This is a genomic window from Lysobacter daejeonensis GH1-9 (genome assembly GCF_000768355.1).
Lineage (GTDB): Bacteria > Pseudomonadota > Gammaproteobacteria > Xanthomonadales > Xanthomonadaceae > Aerolutibacter > Aerolutibacter daejeonensis.
Genome location: NZ_AVPU01000039.1, coordinates 1 through 18,488 on the forward strand (window position 1 = coordinate 1; position 18,488 = coordinate 18,488).

At 67.8% G+C, this 18,488-nt stretch carries 18 protein-coding genes; 6 read left to right on the forward strand and 12 right to left on the reverse strand.

Annotation, left to right across the window (positions count from 1 at the left end; translation table 11 throughout):
- On the forward strand, window positions 1-460 hold a 460-nt coding region (locus N800_RS13830; protein ID WP_232227673.1), incomplete at its 5' end, for a DUF4259 domain-containing protein.
- An 84-nt stretch (window positions 461-544) separates the two neighbouring features.
- Here the strand turns inward: N800_RS13830 and N800_RS13835 are convergent.
- Entirely contained in the window at window positions 545-1,036 is a 492-nt protein-coding gene (locus tag N800_RS13835) for an Lrp/AsnC family transcriptional regulator (protein WP_036139885.1), read from the reverse strand.
- Window positions 1,037-1,258: 222 nt separating this feature from the next.
- On the opposite strand from N800_RS13835, the gene yedA reads away from it, so the two are divergent.
- Window positions 1,259-2,188, forward strand: a complete 930-nt coding sequence (gene yedA / locus N800_RS13840) for a drug/metabolite exporter YedA (protein ID WP_052108274.1) — start codon at window positions 1,259-1,261, stop codon at window positions 2,186-2,188.
- Complete coding sequence (gene rarD, locus N800_RS13845) at window positions 2,185-3,108, forward strand: EamA family transporter RarD (RefSeq protein WP_036139888.1); 924 nt, start codon at window positions 2,185-2,187, stop codon at window positions 3,106-3,108. The genes yedA and rarD overlap by 4 nt, the downstream gene beginning before the upstream one ends.
- 83 nt (window positions 3,109-3,191) lie before the next feature.
- On the opposite strand, the gene N800_RS13850 is transcribed toward rarD, so the two are convergent.
- From N800_RS13850 to N800_RS13900, 11 genes are all read right to left on the reverse strand, one after another.
- Window positions 3,192-4,394 (reverse strand): ABC transporter permease, encoded by a 1,203-nt coding sequence (locus tag N800_RS13850; RefSeq protein WP_036139890.1) that lies wholly within the window; start codon window positions 4,392-4,394, stop codon window positions 3,192-3,194.
- Between the two features lie 69 nt (window positions 4,395-4,463).
- Entirely contained in the window at window positions 4,464-5,624 is a 1,161-nt protein-coding gene (locus N800_RS13855) for an ABC transporter permease (protein WP_036139893.1), read from the reverse strand.
- Between the two features lie 3 nt (window positions 5,625-5,627).
- Complete coding sequence (locus tag N800_RS13860) at window positions 5,628-6,329, reverse strand: ABC transporter ATP-binding protein (protein ID WP_036139896.1); 702 nt, start codon at window positions 6,327-6,329, stop codon at window positions 5,628-5,630.
- 4 nt (window positions 6,330-6,333) lie between these two features.
- Window positions 6,334-7,581: an efflux RND transporter periplasmic adaptor subunit gene (locus tag N800_RS13865; RefSeq protein ID WP_036139898.1), complete on the reverse strand. Its 1,248-nt coding sequence runs from the start codon at window positions 7,579-7,581 to the stop codon at window positions 6,334-6,336.
- 149 nt (window positions 7,582-7,730) lie between these two features.
- Window positions 7,731-9,101, reverse strand: a complete 1,371-nt coding sequence (locus N800_RS13870) for a leucyl aminopeptidase family protein (protein WP_036139901.1) — start codon at window positions 9,099-9,101, stop codon at window positions 7,731-7,733.
- Window positions 9,102-9,105: 4 nt separating this feature from the next.
- Window positions 9,106-9,810 carry an HAD family hydrolase gene (locus N800_RS13875; protein WP_036139904.1) on the reverse strand — a complete coding sequence of 235 codons (705 nt, stop codon included), beginning with the start codon at window positions 9,808-9,810 and terminating at the stop codon, window positions 9,106-9,108.
- Between the two features lie 124 nt (window positions 9,811-9,934).
- Window positions 9,935-11,080, reverse strand: coding sequence for an AI-2E family transporter (locus tag N800_RS13880; RefSeq protein ID WP_084087704.1), 1,146 nt, complete (start codon window positions 11,078-11,080; stop codon window positions 9,935-9,937).
- 16 nt (window positions 11,081-11,096) lie between these two features.
- Window positions 11,097-11,474, reverse strand: a complete 378-nt coding sequence (locus tag N800_RS15460) for a hypothetical protein (protein ID WP_052108275.1) — start codon at window positions 11,472-11,474, stop codon at window positions 11,097-11,099.
- A 9-nt stretch (window positions 11,475-11,483) separates the two neighbouring features.
- Window positions 11,484-12,050 (reverse strand): phage holin family protein, encoded by a 567-nt coding sequence (locus N800_RS13890; RefSeq protein WP_156963009.1) that lies wholly within the window; start codon window positions 12,048-12,050, stop codon window positions 11,484-11,486.
- 3 nt (window positions 12,051-12,053) lie between these two features.
- Entirely contained in the window at window positions 12,054-12,416 is a 363-nt protein-coding gene (locus tag N800_RS13895) for a hypothetical protein (RefSeq protein WP_036139905.1), read from the reverse strand.
- Between the two features lie 25 nt (window positions 12,417-12,441).
- Entirely contained in the window at window positions 12,442-13,872 is a 1,431-nt protein-coding gene (locus N800_RS13900; protein ID WP_036139908.1) for a Do family serine endopeptidase, read from the reverse strand.
- Between the two features lie 595 nt (window positions 13,873-14,467).
- Here N800_RS13900 and N800_RS13905 point away from each other — a divergent pair.
- The 3 genes from N800_RS13905 to N800_RS13915 all read left to right on the forward strand — a co-directional run bounded on the left by N800_RS13905 (window position 14,468) and on the right by N800_RS13915 (window position 18,271).
- A complete protein-coding gene (locus tag N800_RS13905) occupies window positions 14,468-16,621 on the forward strand; it encodes an adenosylcobalamin-dependent ribonucleoside-diphosphate reductase (protein ID WP_036139911.1) in 2,154 nt (717 codons plus the stop codon).
- Window positions 16,622-16,799: 178 nt separating this feature from the next.
- On the forward strand, window positions 16,800-17,387 hold the full coding sequence (locus N800_RS13910) for a hypothetical protein (RefSeq protein ID WP_036139914.1): 588 nt from the start codon (window positions 16,800-16,802) through the stop codon (window positions 17,385-17,387).
- Between the two features lie 98 nt (window positions 17,388-17,485).
- Window positions 17,486-18,271 (forward strand): TSCPD domain-containing protein, encoded by a 786-nt coding sequence (locus N800_RS13915; RefSeq protein WP_036139916.1) that lies wholly within the window; start codon window positions 17,486-17,488, stop codon window positions 18,269-18,271.
- Window positions 18,272-18,488: the final 217 nt, after the last annotated feature.

The window sequence follows — 18,488 nt, forward strand, 5'->3', positions numbered from 1 at the left end:
GCTTAATTCAAGCGTTAGGCGCCAGTTCAAACTTCAAGGAGGTTCCAACATGGGAGCTTGGTCACACGAATCATTCGGCAATGACACTGCTTGCGATTGGGCATATGGCCTTGATGAGCAGCGAGACTTTTCCCTCGTTGCCAATGCTATCCAAGCCGTTCTCGACAATGGCTCCGACTACCTCGACTCGGATCTAGCCAGTGAGGCTATCGCCGCTGCGGAGGTTCTCGCCAAGGCACTTGGGCGCGGCACGCAAACCGACAGCTACACCGAAGGGGTAGATGCTTGGGTTAAATCCATCACTGCCAAACCCTCCCAAGATCTACTCTCCAAGGCTAATGGAGCGCTTACTCGCATCATGGGCCCCGACTCTGAGCTCAGGGAGCTGTGGGAAGAGAGTGATGACTTTGGCAACTGGGAGTCATCGGTTAAGGCGCTGCAATCGGCGGTTGGCGAGTGAATTCAACGACCAAGTCCGACAACAATCGTCGCCGCGGGGAGCGTTTACCGATGTCTGCCCAGGGCCACTCCCTACTGGAGCCGTTCACTTCCGCCGCCGTCCGGCCGCCCGCGTCGGCAGCTGCAGCCCCGCCTTGACCACGTCAAAGACCATCCGCGTCTCGTAGCGGCGGATGGTGCCTTCATCCACGAACAGCCGTTCGGCCACCTCGCGGCAGTGCGCCAGGCTGGTCGTCGCCAGGATCACCAGGTAGTCCCAGTCGCCGGCCAGCACATAGCACTGCTGCACCTCCGGCGCAGCGCGCATGCGCGCGGTGAACGCAGCGTGGCGCTTGGCGCCTTCGCGCTCCATCGCCACCAGTACCGAGGCGAGGGTAACGCTGGGCAGCTGGCGCGCATCCAGCACGCCGACCTGCCGCAACAGGCCGCTGGCGCGGTAGCGGGTGATGCGCCGTTGCACGGCACTGGCTGACAGACCCACGGCCTCGCCCAGCGCGGTCAGGGTGGTGTCGGCGTCGCGCTGCAGCAGCTCCAGTAGACGATGGTCGAATTCGTCGAGTGACGGTGGTTGGTCCATGCAAAATTCTTGCGCGATGACGCATGAATTTTCAATCGCCGTGCGTGGGCAGCGGCTACGCTGAACGCACTCGTCGCCTGGCTGGCGCCGGGGCCCGGCTCGCAGGAGCGATCGGCCCGGCGAGGCAGGTGTGCGCGGAACTCCAGGTGCGGGTTGCTTGGGCGGTCGGGACCGCCGGGTGACGCCACCTCCGAACCAGGCCCCTTCCGAGCGTCCTCCCGCATGAGTACCGCCGTTTCCGCCCGCCCCGCTTCGGCCGCCGCCATCGCCTTCGCGCTGGCATCGGTCTACATCCTGTGGGGCTCCACCTACCTCGCGATCCGCTTCGCGCTGGAGAGCTACCCGCCGTTCCTGCTCGGGGCCATCCGCATGGCGCTGGCCGGCGCAACCATGTATGCGGTGCTGCGCGTGCGCGGCGAAGCGCGCCCGACGGGCAGGCAGTGGCGCACGTTGTGGGTGCTGTCGATCTGGATGGTGTTGCTCTCCAACGGTCTGGTGAACCTGGCCGAGACCGAGGTCGGCTCCGGGCTGGCGGCCATCGCGGTGGCATCGATGCCGTTGTTCGCCGGCGTGTTCGCGATGCTGCGCGGGCGCCATCCGTCGAAGATCGAGTGGGTCGGCCTGGTGGTGGGCTTCCTTGGCGTGCTCTGGCTCAACGCGGGCAGCGCCTTGTCGTCGTCGACGCTGGGACTGGTGTGCCTGATCATCGCGCCCATTGCGTGGGCGTGGGGTTCGATCTGGAGCCGCGACCAGAACCTGCCCGGCCCATTCATGTCGGCCGCGGGGCAGATGCTCACCGGCAGCGCGTGGATGCTGCTGGCGGCGATGGTCACCGGCGAACGCTTCGACGGCATGCCCTCGGGCGGTGCAACGGCGGCGATGCTGTACCTGGTGGTGGCCGGTTCGATCTTCGGCTTCACCGCCTACATCTGGTTGCTGCACCACGTGCGCCCGGCGCTGGCGACCAGCTACGCCTACGTCAACCCGCCGATCGCGGTGCTGTTTGGCGCGCTGCTGGCCGGCGAGCGGTTTACCGCGCATGACCTTGGGGCGATGGCGGTGATCCTGGCCGGCGTTGTGATCATCACGCTGGCCAAGGCGCGCGCGGCCAAGCCAGCGGAACCGCCCGCCGAATCCGAGCCTGCGGCATGAGCACAGGCACCCGCATCGACCGCGCCGGATTGTGGGGCGCGGTGGCCTCGTTCGTGCTGTGGGGGCTGATGCCGCTGTACTGGCACCAGCTCAAAGTGGTGCCGTCGCTGCAGATCGTGCTGCATCGGATCGTGTGGAGCGCGCTGCTGGTGGCGTTGTGGCTGGTGGTGACCCAGGGCGGTGGTTGGTGGCGAAAAGTGAAGGCGCGGCCGCGTGCCGCAGCGATGCTGGGCGTGACCAGCCTGCTGATCACCTTCAATTGGGGCCTGTACATCTGGGCGGTGAATGCCGGGCACGTGATCGAAGGCAGCCTGGGCTACTACATCAACCCGCTGGTCAACGTGGTGCTGGGCGTGCTGGTGCTGCGCGAGCGTTTGAACCCGGCGCAGTGGGTGGCGGTGGCGCTGGCGGCCGCTGGCGTGTTGTGGCTGACCGTTGCACTGGGCCAGTTGCCGTGGATCGCGCTGGGGCTGGCGCTGTCGTTTGCCGCCTATGGGCTGCTGCGCAAGGTGCTGGCGGTGGATGCGGTGCTCGGGCTCGGAGTGGAAGGCGCTTACCTGTTCCTGCCGGCGCTGGCGGCACTGGTCTGGTTGGAGCTGTCCGGCCAAGGCCACTTCACCTCCGGCTGGGGGCTGGGCATCGACCTGCTGCTGGTGTTGGGCGGTGCGTTGACCGCGCTGCCACTGATCGGATTCGCCTTTGCCGTGCGCCGCGTGCCGTACACCATCGTCGGCATGCTGCAGTACATCTCGCCGACGTTGCAGCTGCTGGTGGGTGCGCTGGTGCTGGGTGAGGCGTTTCCGCGCGAGCGGATGCTGGGGTTTGGCCTGATCTGGCTAGGGTTGGCGGTGTTCGCAGTGGACGGCTGGCGACAATCGCGGCATCGCGCGCCCGCACCTGCAACACCCATGGAACGGTAAGGCATCGCCTGCCAGCGCGAACAAGCTGCTGTGCTGGCGGCACCGTGCAGCGACACTTGGCTGACAGCGTAACGGCTTGCCGCTCAGGTGGCCCGCAGGGCTTCAGTCACCGGAATCCGCGCCGCCCGCAGCGCGGGCATCAACCCGCCGAGGAAGCCGATCAGCAGCGCCCACGCCAGGCCCTGCACCAGCAGCTCCGGTGTCACCGCGAAGTTGAACGCTACCTGGGTGAACGAGCCGGGACTGAGCGTGGACACGCTGTAGCCGTTGAACATCAGGTAGGCCAGCAGCGCGCCCAGCAGACCGCCGGCCACGGCCAGCACCAATGCCTCGGCCATCACCGAGGCGATCACCGGCAGCCGGCCGAAGCCGAGCGCCCGAAGCGTCCCGATCTCCCGCGTGCGCGCCGACACCGCCGAGTACATGGTGTTGAGTGCGCCGAACAACGCGCCGATCGCCATGATCACGGTGATGACATTGGTCAGCAGGCGGATCAGGAAGGTCAGCGTTTCGGACTGCTTGCTGAAGTACTCCAGCTCCGGTTCGACATCGACGGTTAGCTGTGGGTCGTTCTTCAGCCGTTCGCGGAAGCCGTCGAAGGCCGCAACGCTGGTCATCTGCGCCAGCACCGAGGAGTAGCCACTGCGGTCGAAGGCGTTCTGCACCGATTCGGTGTCGGCCCACAATTCGGACTCGTGGCCATCGCCGTCGGATTCGAACACACCGACGATGCGCCAGTCCGAGCCCTTGAAGCGCAGGGTGCGGCCGACGTCCAATCCGTCGAACTGGCGTTGCGCGGCCGCGCCCACCAGCAGCTCCTGCAGGCCCGGCCGGAAGCGGCGGCCCTGCACCAGGGTCAGCTCGGGACGCAACTCGAAGGCGTTGGGCTCAACCCCGCGCAGGGTCACATTGGTGCCGCCGCTCTGTCCCTTGCGAGCCACCTCGGTGATCACGATGATCTCGCCGGACGCCAGTGGCAGGCCGTCGCGGCCGCGGGCGATGGCCGGATCCTGCTTGATCAGGGTGACCAGCGCGCGGTCGAGGAAGCTGGACAGCTCGGCGGTGCTGCCGCCACGCAGCACCACGGCGCGGTCCATGCGACCGGTGGTGCCGAGGGTGCGGGTCAGTCCGGCGGACATCGACAACATCGCCACCAGTACCGCGACCACGCCAGCGATGCCGACCACGATGACCAGCGAGGCGCCCCAACGCTGCGGGATGCTCTGCAGGTTCATCAGCACGATCTCGCGGATCTGGCGGAACGCGTTCTGCTGTCGGCCGCTCATCGTTGCCGCCCCAAATCCGTGCCGCGCCCGCGGGCGCCGATTGCGCAATGGTCGTGAATGGCGCGCATGTCAGCGCCCCGCCAGTGCATCGACTATCTTCAGCCGCATCGCGCGCAGCGCGGGCGGCAGGCCCACCGCGGCGGTCAGCACCAGCACCGCTGCGGTCACGAACAGCCACACCCGGCGGTCGGGTTGCAGTGGCGGAAATTCGGGCGGCAGGTGCGCGGTGATCACCGCCGCCAGCCCCATGCCCAGCGCGGCGCCGAGTGCGCAGAGCAGCAGCGCCTCGGCCAGCACCAGCCACAGCACGGTGCGGTCGGTGAAGCCCAGGCACTTGAGCACCGCCAACTCGGGAATGCGTTCGCGCACCGCCTGGCTCATGGTGAAGCCGGTGAGGATCAGGATGGTGAAGAACACCGCGCCGGAGATGGCATTCATGATGAAGCCGATGTCGCCGAACTGGCGCAGGAAGCCGAGCTGGAAGTCCTGCTCGTTCTGGGTCTTGGTTTCTTCGGCGGAGTTGGCGAAGCGGCGGTCGATCTCCGCGGCCACGCGCGGCGAATCCAGCGGGTCGGCCACGCGCACGATGAACACGCCGGCCAGTCCCTTCGCCCGCTCACTGCGCGCCTCGTCGAACTGGCCGTAATGCAGGTACATGATGCCGGCCTGCTCCTGCCACTTGGCGTCGCGGCCGTCGAAGATGCCGACGATGCGCCACTCCCAGATCCGGCTGCCGTCGGCCTTGGTCCAGATGAAGCTGTTGAGCGGCACGATGTCGCCCAGCCTCCAGCCGTACTTGTTGGCGAGATTGCGGCCGACGATGGCGCCGTCCTGGGTGGAGACGAACGCGCGCCACTGGTCCTCGGGCATGACCCACTCGGGGTAGGTGTCGCGCAAACGCTGCGGAATCACTGCGAACTGCGGGAAGCCGGCGCGCTCGTCGCGGTACTGACCGCCGAAGAACTGCGAGGTGGCGACGCGCTCCACGCCCGGCACCGCTTCCAACTGCGGCAGCATGCGCATCGGCAGCGGCTGGGTGAAGCTGGTCTTGGCCTGCACGATCAGCCGGTTGGCGCCGAGGAAGTCCGCCCCGGAATTGAACAGCGAATTCACCGCCTGCAGCAGCCCCAGCAGCAGGAACGCCGCAGTCAGCGAGGCGAGGGTGAAGCCGGTCCGCGTCTTCTTGCGGAACAGCGAGCCCCACACCAGTGGCAGGTATTTGCGCAGCATGGGTCAGTGCGTGCCTGCCGTCGGCTCATCCACCAGCGTGCCCTTGTCCAGATGCACGGTGTGCTTGGCGTAGTCGGCGGCTTTCGGGTCGTGGGTCACCATCACGATGGTCTTGCCGAATTCGCGGTTGAGCTGCTGCAGCAGGGTCAGCACTTCATCGGCGGTCTTGCGGTCGAGGTCGCCAGTGGGCTCGTCGCAGATGAGCAGCAGCGGGTCGGAGACCAGTGCGCGGGCGATGGCCACGCGCTGCTGCTGGCCGCCGGAGAGCTCGTTGGGCTTGTGCCTGGCGCGATCGCCGAGGCCGACCAGCTCCAACGCCACGCTGGCTCGACGCGCGCGTTCGGCGGCGCCCATGTCGGTGAGCAGCAGCGGCAGCTCCACGTTCTTCTGCGCGGTCAGCACCGGCATCAGGTTGTAGCTCTGGAAGATGAAGCCCACGGTCTCGGCGCGCCATGCGGCCAGCGCGTCGCCGTCGAGGTCGTCGATGGCGACGCCGTCCACGCGCAGGTCGCCTTCGGTGGGCGAGTCCAGTCCACCGATCAGGTTGAGCAGGGTGGTCTTGCCCGAGCCCGAGGGCCCCATCAGCGCGACGAAATCGCCGTGCGGGATATCGAGGTTGATGTGGTGCAGCACCTCGATGCGCTCCTTACCGCGCTCGTAGGTCTTGGTCAGGTCGCGGATCTGGACCAGCGGGCGTGCGTCCATGCGTTCACCGCTTGTCCGCAGCGGTGGTCACGCGCTGGCCATCGCGCAGCTTGGACGGGTCCAGCGCCACCGTCTCATCGGGCTTGAGCCCGGCGATGACGTGGCGGTCGGCATCGCGCACTTCGGCCAGCTGCACCTCGCGATGCGTGGCCTTACCGTCGGCCACGACAAACACGTGGCCGCTCCTGGCCCTTCCGGCGGCCTTGGCATCGGTGCCCTCGGGCAGGACGATCGCCTTGGCCGGGATCCACACGCCCACCGGCTTGGTCGCGTTGGCGCCGGCCTTCTCCAGGAAGCTCACACGCACGCCCATGTCCGGCACGATGCGCGGATCCTTCTGCGCAAGCGCGATGCGCACCTTGACCGTGGCCTTGGTGCGGTCGGCGGTGGGGATGATGGCGATGACTTCGCCGGGGATGCGCCAGTCCGGGTAGGCGTTGAGCACCGCTTCGATCGGCATGCCCGGCTGCACACGGCCGATGTAGGCCTCGTTGACGTCCACCTGCACTTCCAGCGAATCCATGTCGACGATGGTGCCGATGCCGGTGCGGGTGAAGCCGCCGCCGGCGGAGATCGGCGACACAATCTCGCCCGGTTGCGCCGCCTTGGCGGTGACCACGCCCGCGAACGGCGCACGCACCACGGTGTTGTCGAGGCCGATCTCGGCGACCTGCAGCTGGCGGCCGGCCACGCTGGTGTCGCGCTGCACGCTGGCCAGTTGCGCACGCAGGGCGTCGCGCTGGGCAATGGCCTGGTCGTACTGCGCGCGCGAGACCAGCTTGTCGCGCACCAGCGACTGCAGGCGTGTCGCCTGCGCTTCGGCCTCGCGCAACTGCGCCTGCACCTGCGCGGCCTGGCTGCGCGCGGCGGCCAGCTGCGCACCGGCCAATTCGCGCTGGGCATCGGCGTCCAGCGGATCCAGTCGCGCCAATACCTGGCCTTCCACGACCTTCTGGCCTTCCTCGATCAGCACCTCGCGCACCTTGCCGGTGACCTTGGACGAGACCGTGGCGATGCGTCGCGCGACGATGTAGCCGGATGCATCCAGCACCGAGGCGTTGGCCGGGTCGGCGGCGTCGAGGGCGGGCGCGGTGTCCACCGGCACGGGGCGGTTCATGCCCATTACCAGGAACAGGCCCAGCAGCACGACGGCCCCGCCGGCGATCCAAGGCCATTTCCGGCGCTTGGCGCCCTTGGCGCCGGGGCGACGTTCAATGCGCAATTGCTCCAGCATCTCTTGCGGACGGTTCATGCGGTCTTCCGTTACAGGCATGGCGTGCAGTGTGACCGCAAGCCGTGACGGCCGTCACCTGCCACAAGTCAACCTGGCGGCGCCGTCCCCCGCGCCGCCCAGCATTCAGTCCCGCGCACGCCCCTGCCGAGCGCGGATGCTCCCAGCGCTCAGGCGTGCGCCTTGAGCAGCGCGAACGCCGCACGCAGGCCCTGCGCCTCGCCACCGGCCGGGCGGCCCGGGCGGTCGGCGTCGTTCCAGCTGTACACATCCAGGTGCGCCCACTTCTGCCCGGCGGGCACGAAGCGCTCCAGGTAAAGCGCGGCGGTGACGCTGCCGGCCATCTTCGACGGACCGCCGTTGGCGATATCGGCGATGCCGCTGGTGAGGTAGCGCCAGTACGGACGCCACAGCGGCATGCGCCACAGCGGGTCACGCAACTGGATGCCGGCATCGAGCCACTGCTGGGCCAGCGCATCGTCATTGCTGAACAGCGCCGGCAGGTCCGGGCCCAGCGCGATGCGCGCCGCGCCGGTGAGTGTGGCGAAGTCCAGCAGCAGCGCCGGCTTCTGCTCGCCGGCGTAGGCCAGCGCATCGCACAGCACCACGCGGCCTTCGGCGTCGGTGTTGTCGATCTCCACGCTGAGGCCGGCGCGGGTGGCGATCACCTCGCCCGGGCGGTAGCTGTTGGGGCCCACCGCGTTCTCCACCGCCGGCACCAGCAGGGTGATGTGCAACGGCAGCTTGCGCGCCATCACCAGCTCGGCCAGCGCGATGGCATGCGCGGCGCCGCCCATGTCCTTCTTCATGTTGCGCATGCCGTCGGCGGGCTTGAGGTCCAGGCCGCCGGTGTCGAAGCACACGCCCTTGCCGACGATGGCCACGTGCGGATGTGCCGCGTCACCCCACTCCAGCGCGATCAGTCGTGGCGCACGGTGGCTGGCGCGGCCGACGGCGTGGATTGCGGGGAAGTTCTTCGCCAGCAGATCATCGCCGCTGATCACTTCGATGCGCGCGCCATGGCGTTCGGCAATTTCGCAGGCCACCTGTTCCAGCTGGTCGGGGCCCATGTGCTCGGTGGGCGTGTTGATCAGGTCGCGCGTGCGCAGGCAGGCGGCGAGCACGTCGGTCAGTTCGGCGGTGTCGCCGTCCAGCACCAGTTGCGCGGGTGGGCGCAGCGGTTGCTTGTAGCGGTTGAAGCGGTAGCTGCCCAAGCCCCAGCCCAGCTGCAGTGCGGCCTTCTGCGCGGGCTCCAGCGCGGTCGCCAGTGCCCAGGCCCGTACCGGCAGGGCGGAAGGGGCGTGGCCGTAGGCGTACGGGTCCAGTGCGTCGCCCACGCCGATCACCGCGCCGGCCATCGCGCCGTCGGCGCCGGGCAGGGGCAGCGCGCTGTTGGCGCTGCCATCGAAGCCCTGCGCTTGCACCCACGCCGCGACGTGCGCGGGCTGCGCATCGCGCCAGGTGGCGAAGTCGGCCCGGCTGACCACGTGCAGCGGCAGGGCGGAAGCGGAGGCGTCGGTGAAACCGGTGGGCAGGGGCATGGGGTCAGCTCGTCGGGTGCGTCGCGTCCAGCCAGTCGGCCAGTGCGGCGAGGTTGGTGAATTGCAGGTCGGGTTGGATGTCGCTTCGCGGCCAGGTGCGGCGCTCGCGGTTGATCCAGCAGGTGCGCAGGCCGGCGTGGTGCGCGCCGATGACGTCGGCCTCCGGGTCATCGCCCACGTGCAGCACGTGCATCGGCGCGACGTCCAGTTGCGCGCAGGCGGCGTGGAAGATGCAGGCCGACGGCTTGGCCTTGCCGTGCTCGCGCGCGCCCAGCTGGAAGCGGAACAGGTGCATCAGGCCGATGCGCTGCAGGTCGGCGTTGCCGTTGCTGACTGCGGCCAGCGGCACGCGCGCGGCGAGGCGGTCGAGGGCAGGCACGCTGTCGCCGTAGTGCTTCACGTCACAGCGGCCGGCGAAGTAGGCCTCGTAGGCGGCCGGCATCAGGGCGATGTCGTCGCCGGCCTCGGCCAGCATGCGCTCCAGCATCCACTGCCGTTGCACCGTCATGTCGTGCGACAGGTGTGGGCGTTCCAGATCGACCTGTTCGCGCAGCTTGCGGCGTTTGGCCTGCGGCCAGCGGGCGAAGCTGCGCGGCGCGTGCGTCTTCATCCAGGCATCGAGCCGTTCCTCGGCGCGGTTGATCGCCGGGCCGATGGGCCACAGCGTGTCGTCGAGGTCGAGGGTGATGGCGAAGACGGGGAAGCTCACCCGGTCATTTTACCCCGCGGGTTCCCGGGCTGCCGGAACGGCACGTGACGACGCGATGTGCCAGCCGCCCGGATGCGCTTCAGTCCATATGGCGGCGCAGCGGTCGGTGAGACCGTTTCGCAGTTCATTCCAGCAGCCTTGCCCAACCGTCCAGCCCTTCGATCCGCTCCAGCACCAGCTTGACGCAGACCAGCAGCGGCACCGCCAGCAGCAGGCCGATGATGCCCCACAGCCAGCCGGACACCATCAGCGCCAGGATCAGCATCAGCGGCGAGATCGCCATGCGCTTGCCCAGCACGATGGGGGTGATGATCTGGCCTTCCAGCGTGTGCAGCAGCAGGTAGATGCCGGCCGGCAGCAGCGACTGCAGCGGCTCGTCGAAGCTGACGAAGCCCATCAGCAGCATCACGATGATGCCGATCAGCGGGCCCACGTACGGCGCGAAGTTCAGCAGCGCGGCCATCGTGCCCCACATCAGCGCCTCGGGCATGGGCACGTCGAGCAGCATCAGGGCGCCGGCGAACACCAGGCCGACCACGAAGTTGATCACGGTGATGGTCAGCACGTAGCGCGAGATCTCGCGCTCGATCGATTGCAGGATTTCCACCGTCAGCTTCTGCTGCTGGCGCCCGGGCAGCAGCGCCAGCGCCTTCTTCTGCAGGTTCGCGCCGTAGACCATGAAGAAGAAGGTGAGCAGCACCACCGCCAGCACCGACGCGGCGAGGCGTGGCGTGGTCATCAGCACCTTGTACGGGTCGTTGGCCTCGGTCTTCACCACCTGCACCGGCTTGGTGGTGTTCTCGCCACCGGCAGCGCGGGCGATGTTCTCGGCGGCCTTGTTGGCCTCCTGCACCGGCTTGATCATGCGCTGCAGCTTGGGCGCCACGCTTCGCATCTCGCGCGGTACCTCGCGCATCCAGTCGCCCACCGGCTCCACCAGCTGGCTGCCCAGCAGCACGGTGATGGCGATGCCGCCGCACAGCACGGCCAGCGCGCCGATGAACCGCGGCACGTACAGCCGCTGCAGCCCGCGGATGATCGGGTTGCCGACCAGGGCGAAGAACATCGCCAGCAGGATCGGCAACACCAGCCCCTGCGTTGCCCACAGGGTGAAGCCCACGGCCAGCGTGGCCAGCACCAGCGCCGCCGTGCTGGAGCGCGGGCGCGGCGGCAACTCTGTGTGCGTGGTCGAAGCGGCGATGGCCTCGTCGTCGTCGCGCGCGGTGGTGGGCGAGGCGGGGCCGGATCCGGTGGAAGGCGGGGAGGGCATGTCGGTGCGCCGGTGATCAGGCATCGGGATGGTCGGGTTCCGTGCCGGGGGTGGCCGCGGCGCCCTCAGGTGCAACGGCCGCCGCCGCGTTGCTGGCCTCGCTGGCGGCCTCGTCGGCGCTCTGTGCCGCCACCTGTGCACTGCCGCTGGCGAGCATCCCCGACAGTGCGGTGATCATCTGCAGCCACTGACCGCCGCTGCCGGCCGCGCGCAATGGCCGCGCACGACCGACCAGGAAGCCGCTGACCAGCCCCGCCACCACGATGCGCCCCGGGGTCCATGCGGACACCCACGATGCTTTCGCCTGTCCGGCGTAGGCCACCACCGCCCGTTCGCGCGCCTCCAGCGCGTCCTCGGCCTGGTGCACCTTCTCGATGAGTTGCTCGAATCCCATGCGCGGGCCTCAGGGGGGGGTGATGTCCACGCCGCGCTTGTCCTTCACCGGCTCGCCGGCGGGCGTTTCCGGCGACTCGGCTTCGGTGGCCTGGCGGGTGGACTCTGGCGAGCCGGGCGTCGGGGTGAAGTCGGCCAGCTCGCCGATGCCCAGCCGCGCCAGCTGTCGGCGCGTGGCTTGCAGGCGCGTGTGTTCGAAATAGCGGATGGCGCGCCATGCGCCAACACCGGTGACCACCAGGCTGATCACCGCGGTCAGCAACAGCGACCACGCCCACGGCCAGCCCAGCCCGCGGCTGAGCGCCACGATCAGCGTCGCCATCAGCAACAACCACGCCGACGCGCCGAAGGCGATGGCGACGCCGGTGAACGCCAGCGCACGCCCGAACGCACTTCGCGCCAGCGAGATATCGGCCAGCACCAGCGTGCGGAACGCCTTGGCCGCGTCGACCGAGGCTTTCAGCGTGGCCTTGCCGGCATCACCGACGTCGCGCAGCGATTCCTCCAGGTCGGGCGCGGGGCCCGCCCCGGGAGCGTTGGGCGTGGCGCGGTCGTCCCCGATCCCGCTGGCACCCATGGCTTACTTGTCGCCGCTGCGGGCCAGCTTGGCGATGATCCAGCCCGCGGCGAAGGCCACGCCGAACGAGGCCAGCGGCCGTTCGCGGATCAGCTCGGCGGCGCTGTCGATCAGGTCGCGGCCCTTGTCCATCAGGGCGTCCACCTGTTCGCGTGCGGCGCCACCGGCGTCTTCGGCTGCGGCAATGCCCGCCAGGGCGCTGTCGGCCAGGTCGGCTTTGACGTTGGCCTTGCCTACCTTCAGTTCGGCGCCCGCCGCGCTGGCGGCATCCTTGAGGGCCGCGCCGGCATCGACCGCGGCCTGGCGCAACTGGCCGCCAGCCTCGCCGAGGTTGGACTTCATCGAATCGGTTGCGTTCGGGCTCATCCTTACCGCTCCTTATGGGGTGGGGTCAGCGCATCGGCAGGTCGCCGCGTTGGTTGCCCCGCACGACGCGCAGCACCAACTGTGCCGGGGGCCGTGTGAAGCCGGCGCGGAAGCCCGGCAAGTCGTCGAACTCGCCGGTGCTGGCCGCGACGATCCGGTCGCCGGCCTGCAAGCCATTCTGCGCCGCGCGGCTGCCGCGGGCCACCGCTTCCACCAGCACGCCCTGTTCGCCGGCCTGGCGCAGGCGTTCGGGCAGTTCGGCGAAGGTGGCGCCGGCCAGGCGCTCGTCCAGGTCCGCGCCGGTCAGCGCGCGAGGCTGCTCGCGCAACGTCGTCGTCAGCTTCAGCGGCTTGCCGTCGCGCAGCACGTCCAGCGTCACCCGGCTGCCCACCGCCTGCAAGCCCTCGAAGTTGCGCAGGGCATCGCGGCCGTCCACGCGCTCGCCGTTGGCCGCGGTGATCACGTCGCCGGCGCGCAGGCCCGCGGTCGCCGCCGCGCTGCCGCCAAAGACCCGGGTCACCACTGCGCCACGCGGGTCGGTCACGCCGAGGCTGGCGGCCAGGCGCGCATCCAGGTCCTGCGTCTCCAGCCCCAGCGTGCCGCGGCGCACCTCGCCGGTGGCCACCAGCTGGTTCATCACGTTGCGCACCAGGCTGGTGGGGATGGCGAAGCTGAGGCCGATGTTGCCGGCCATGCTGCCGCGCGGATTGAAGCTGGCGGTGTTGATGCCGACCAGCTCGCCATTGAGGTTGACCAGCGCACCGCCGGAGTTGCCCGGGTTGATCGAGGCATCGGTCTGGATGAAGTTCTGGAAGCCCAGCCCGCGCAGGCCGCTGCGGCCCACCGCCGAGACGATGCCCGAGGTCACCGTCTGGCCGATACCGAACGGGTTGCCCACGGCCACCACGAAGTCGCCCACGCGCAGCGCATTGGAATCGCCCAGCGGCAGCGCCTGCAGCTTGTCGGCGGCAATGCGCATCACCGCGATGTCGGTGTCGGCGTCGGAACCGATGAAGTCGGCCTTGAGCGTGCGCCCATCGGCCAGCGTCACCGACACCGCGTCGGCGCCTTCGATCACGTGGTGGTTGGTCAGCACCAGCCCACGCTGCGCGTCGACAATAACGCCCGAGCCCAGCGACTCGTTGATCCGCTCCTGGGTCAGTTCGGGGAACATGCGGCGGAAGATCGGGTCGCTGCCGAACGGGCTGACCCGCACCCGCTGCTTGGTGTGCACGCTGACCACCGCCGGGGTGACCCGTGCCAGCATCGGCGCCAGCGAGGGCAGCGTCTGGTTACCCACCGCGGCGGGCAACGCGGCGGTCATCGGTGTGCTGGCGGCCGGAAGCGGCTCGGCCTGCGCGGGCGTGCGCAGGCCTTCGCGGATGGCGGTGGCGGCAAAACCACCGAAGGCGGCGGCAAGGGACAGGGCGAGCAGCGTCTTGGTCGAAGTCTTCATCGGCGTTGCGTCGGGTGGGGGCGGGCCGGGTGTGGCATGGGGCCCACGATAAGCGGTTGTTGTTCAGTTTCGAATCGGCTGCTGCAATCAGGGCTGAAGGCGGGGCATTCAAGGGTGGGATGGGCGCCCGCGGAACGCCGGACACCGGCATTGCACCGGCGTGGTCACCGATGGGCGACATGGCGGTTTGTGCGCCGCATCACCATCGTTGTCCGACAAGAAAAATCCGCCGTTGCGTTGCAGCCCCCGCCCCGCTTGTCTGGCAGCGAAGTCAATACGAGACGGCCGTCAAAAAACCGTTGACTTCCCTCGGGGTGGGGGGTAGTTTCGAATGCCGTTACGGCACACTACATCTTGTGGTCGTGTCGATGGGGAATCCCACTCTTAGGGGTTCGCTTGGATCGGTAAGGCGACCATGGGGTATGGCGCATGAACGAAGCAAGCATGGCCTTCGGCCCTGAAAAACAGCAGCAAACGCGGCGCGGATGACGCAGCCGCGGGCACGCGCGTCGGCGGTTTTCCGCGGGCGCGGAAACAACAAGAAACCATGGTTGCGGATGCCCTCCGCGGCCACAATCACGGAGACAGGACAGGCATGAGCACCGTGCGCCTCGAGGCGGTAAAGATGGTCACCACAGCCAAAGACATCCCGATGCAACCCGCGTCCACGGACATCTGGGACAAGAAGTACCGGCTGAAGACCAAGACCGGCGAGGCCATCGATGCCGACATCGACGGCACCTACCAGCGCGTGGCCAAGGCGCTGGCCGAGGCCGAGCCGACCGCCGAGAAGCAGCAGTACTGGCAGGAGCGCTTCACCTGGGCGCTGCGCCGCGGTGCCATCCCCGCCGGCCGCATCACCTCCAACGCCGGCGCGCTGGAGCACAAGCCCGCCACCTCCACCATCAACTGCACCGTGTCGGGCACCATCGAGGACTCGATGGACGGCATCCTGGAGAAGGTGCACGAGGCCGGGCTGACGCTGAAGGCCGGTTGCGGCATCGGCTACGAGTTCAGCACGCTGCGCCCGCGTGGCGCGTTCGTCGCCGGCGCCGGCGCGTACACCTCCGGTCCGATGTCCTTCATGGATATCTTCGACAAGATGTGCTTCACCGTGTCCTCGGCCGGTGGCCGCCGCGGCGCGCAGATGGGCACGTTCGACGTGTCGCACCCGGACGTGAAGGACTTCATCCGTGCCAAGCGCGAGGACGGCCGCCTGCGCCAGTTCAACCTGTCGCTGCTGATCACCGACGGGTTCATGGACGCCGTGCACAACGACGCCGACTGGCCGCTGGTGTTCCCGGTCAACATCAAGGAAAAGGACGACCTGGACCTGGCCGACGCCACCCAGGTGGTCTGGCGCGACTGGCCGGCGCACCGCAACTACATCACCCGCGACGACGGCCTGGTGGCCTGCAAGATCTACGGCCACATCCGTGCCCGCCACCTGTGGGACATGATCATGGTCTCGACGTATGACTACGCCGAGCCGGGCTTCATCCTGATCGACCGCGTCAACGAGATGAACAACAACTGGTGGTGCGAGAACATCCGCGCCACCAACCCGTGTGGCGAGCAGCCGCTGCCGCCGTACGGCGCGTGCCTGCTGGGTTCGGTCAACCTGACCAAGTTCGTGCGCAACGCCTTCACCGACCAGGCCGAGTTCGACTGGGAGGAGTACAAGGAAGTGGTGCGCGTGTTCACCCGCATGCTGGACAACGTGGTCGAGGTGAACGGCCTGCCGCTGCAACAGCAGCGCGACGAGATCATGCGCAAGCGCCGCCACGGCATGGGCTTCCTGGGCCTGGGCAGCACCGTGACCATGCTGCAGATGAAGTACGGCTCGAAGGAGTCGTGCGAGTTCACCGAGCGCATCGCCCGCGAGATGGCCGTCGCCGGCTGGGAGATGGGCTTGGAGCTGGCCAAGGAAAAGGGCCCGGCGCCGATCATGGAAGAGCGCTTTGCCGTCACCGCCGAGATGCTGCGCAAGCGCCCGGAAATGGTGAAGGACGGCTGGAAGATCGGCCAGGAAATCCCCGGCAAGGTGCTGCACGCCAAGTACAGCCGCTACATGCAGCGCGTGGCCGGCGTGGCCCCGGAGCTGGTGGACGAGCTGGCCGACGTCGGCGCGCGCTTCACCCACCACAGCTCCATCGCCCCGACCGGCACCATCAGCCTGTCGCTGGCCAACAACGCCTCCAACGGCATCGAACCCTCGTTCGCGCACCACTACAGCCGCAACGTCATCCGCGAAGGCAAGAAGTCGAAGGAAAAGGTCGACGTCTATTCGTTCGAGCTGCTGGCCTACCGCGAGCTGGTCAACCCCAAGGCCATGCCGTTTGCCGATGACGAGGCCGCCAAGCTGCCGGACTACTTCATCGCCGCCGACGACATCACGCCGAAGGAGCACGTGGACGTGCAGGCCGCCGCGCAGAAGTGGGTGGACAGCTCGATCTCCAAGACCGCCAACGTCCCGACCGACTACCCGTACGAGGACTTCAAGGACATCTACACCTACGCCCACCAGCAGGGCCTGAAGGGGTGCACCACGTTCCGCTTCAACCCGGCCGCCTTCCAGGGCGTGCTGGTCAAGGAAGCGGACCTGGAGAACACCACCTACCGCTTCGAGCTGGAGGATGGCACGGTGTTGGAGGTCAAGGGCAACGAACAGATCGAATACGACGGCGAGATGCACACCGCCGCCAACCTGTTCGATGCGCTGAAGGAAGGCTATTACGGCAAGTTCTGATCCTTGCGGATCACGGTGGGGGCGACCGCGTCGCCCCGCGCGGAAACCGGGCCGGTTCCGCGGCCACGTTCCCGGCCCTGCTTGCAGCGCGCTTCACGGCGCGTTGCAAGCGCAGCAGGTATAGCATCGCTCCGGTAACACCCAACTTCTGTACGCATATGCCCGCAAGGAGGGCTGCATGAGCAACGGTAATGGAGTGACGGCGACCCTGAACCAGGCCGCCGAGAACGTGATGGAGACCGCCAGCAACATCGGCAGCGCGATTGCCCACACCGCCGAGGGCGCCGTGGACAAGGTCAAGAAGACCGCGACCAAGGCACGCAAGGCGGCCAAGAAGGCCGTCGGCACCGCCAAGAAGAAGCTCGCCAGCGCCAGTGCCGCCGCCAAGAAGGAAGCGAAGGTGCTGAAGGCCAAGGCCACCGGCAAGAAGACCGCCGCGAAGAAGGCAGTGAAGAAGGCTGCCAAGAAGGCCACCGCCAAGAAGGCGGCGGTGAAGAAGGCCGCCAAGAAGGTGGCGAAGAAGGCCACGGCAAAGAAGGCCGCGGCCAAGAAGGCAGTGAAGAAGGCCGTCAAGAAGGCCGCCAAGAAGACGACTGCCCGCAAGGCGACCGCCAAGAAGGCCGCGAAGAAGGTTGCCAAAAAGACCACCGCACGCAAGGCGGCGGCCAAGAAGGTAGCCAAGAAGGCGCCGGCCAGGAAGGCCGCGAAGAAGGTAGCCAAGCGTCCCGCCAAGAAGGTCGCGAAGAAGGCTGCCAAGAAGAAGTAAGCACGTCCCGGTACCGAACCTCCCCTGCGTTGCAGGGGAGGCCCGGACCACCCCCACACCGCAACGCAACCGCAACACCGCATCAGGAGCAAGGGCCGATGGCCGTCAAGATCGACAAGAAAATCAAGGGCTACAGCGTTGTTACGCCCGAAGACAAGGCCAAGCAGCAAGCCCAGGCGGAGGCTGCCAAGAGCGCCGCGCCGGTGGACGCGCCGGCCGACAACGTCATCCAGATGCACGAGCGCATCGAGCGCCCGGAAATCCTGATCGGCAGCACCTACAAGATCAAATCGCCGCTGTTCGAGCACGCCCTGTACGTGACGATCAACGACATCGTGCTCAACGCCGGTACCGAGCACGAACTGCGCCGCCCCTTCGAGATCTTCATCAACTCGAAGAACATGGACCACTTCCAGTGGATCGTGGCGCTGACCCGCATCATGAGCGCAGTGTTCCGCAAGGGCGGCGACGTGACCTTCGTGGTCGAGGAAATGAAGGCCGTGTTCGACCCGCGCGGCGGCTACTTCAAGGCCGGCGGCGTGTACATGCCGTCGCTGGTGGCCGAGCTGGGCGCGATTGTCGAAGACCACCTCAAGTCGATCGGCATGCTGCACGACCCGGAGATGAGCCCGGAGCAGCGCGCGCTGATCGCCGAGAAGCGCCGCGCCTACGAAGACCGCTCAAAAAAAAACTCTGACGTAGCCGACCTGTTCCCCGAGCCGAAGGTGGCCGAAGCCCCGCGCAGCGAGGACGTGGCGGTCACCGGCGAAGGCGCCTCGTTCCCGCCGTCGGCCACCATGTGCCACAAGTGCAGCCAGAAGGCGGTGGTGATCATGGACGGGTGCGCGACTTGCTTGAATTGTGGCTACTCGAAGTGTGGGTGAGACCGGTGGTTGGATGAGATGTGAGAAAAGGGCCCGAGGGGGCCCTTTTCTTTTCGTTGATGCTAGGTGGCAGCTTCCGACCCGAAGCTGCCACAGAGCCGATCAGCGGATACCGGCGATAGGGGTCAGATGGCCATTTCTCTTGCCTTTGTGGCCGAAGAAACATCGGTGTTTTCTGGGCGTCAACCGTGGGCATCCACGCTTAACAACCGACTGG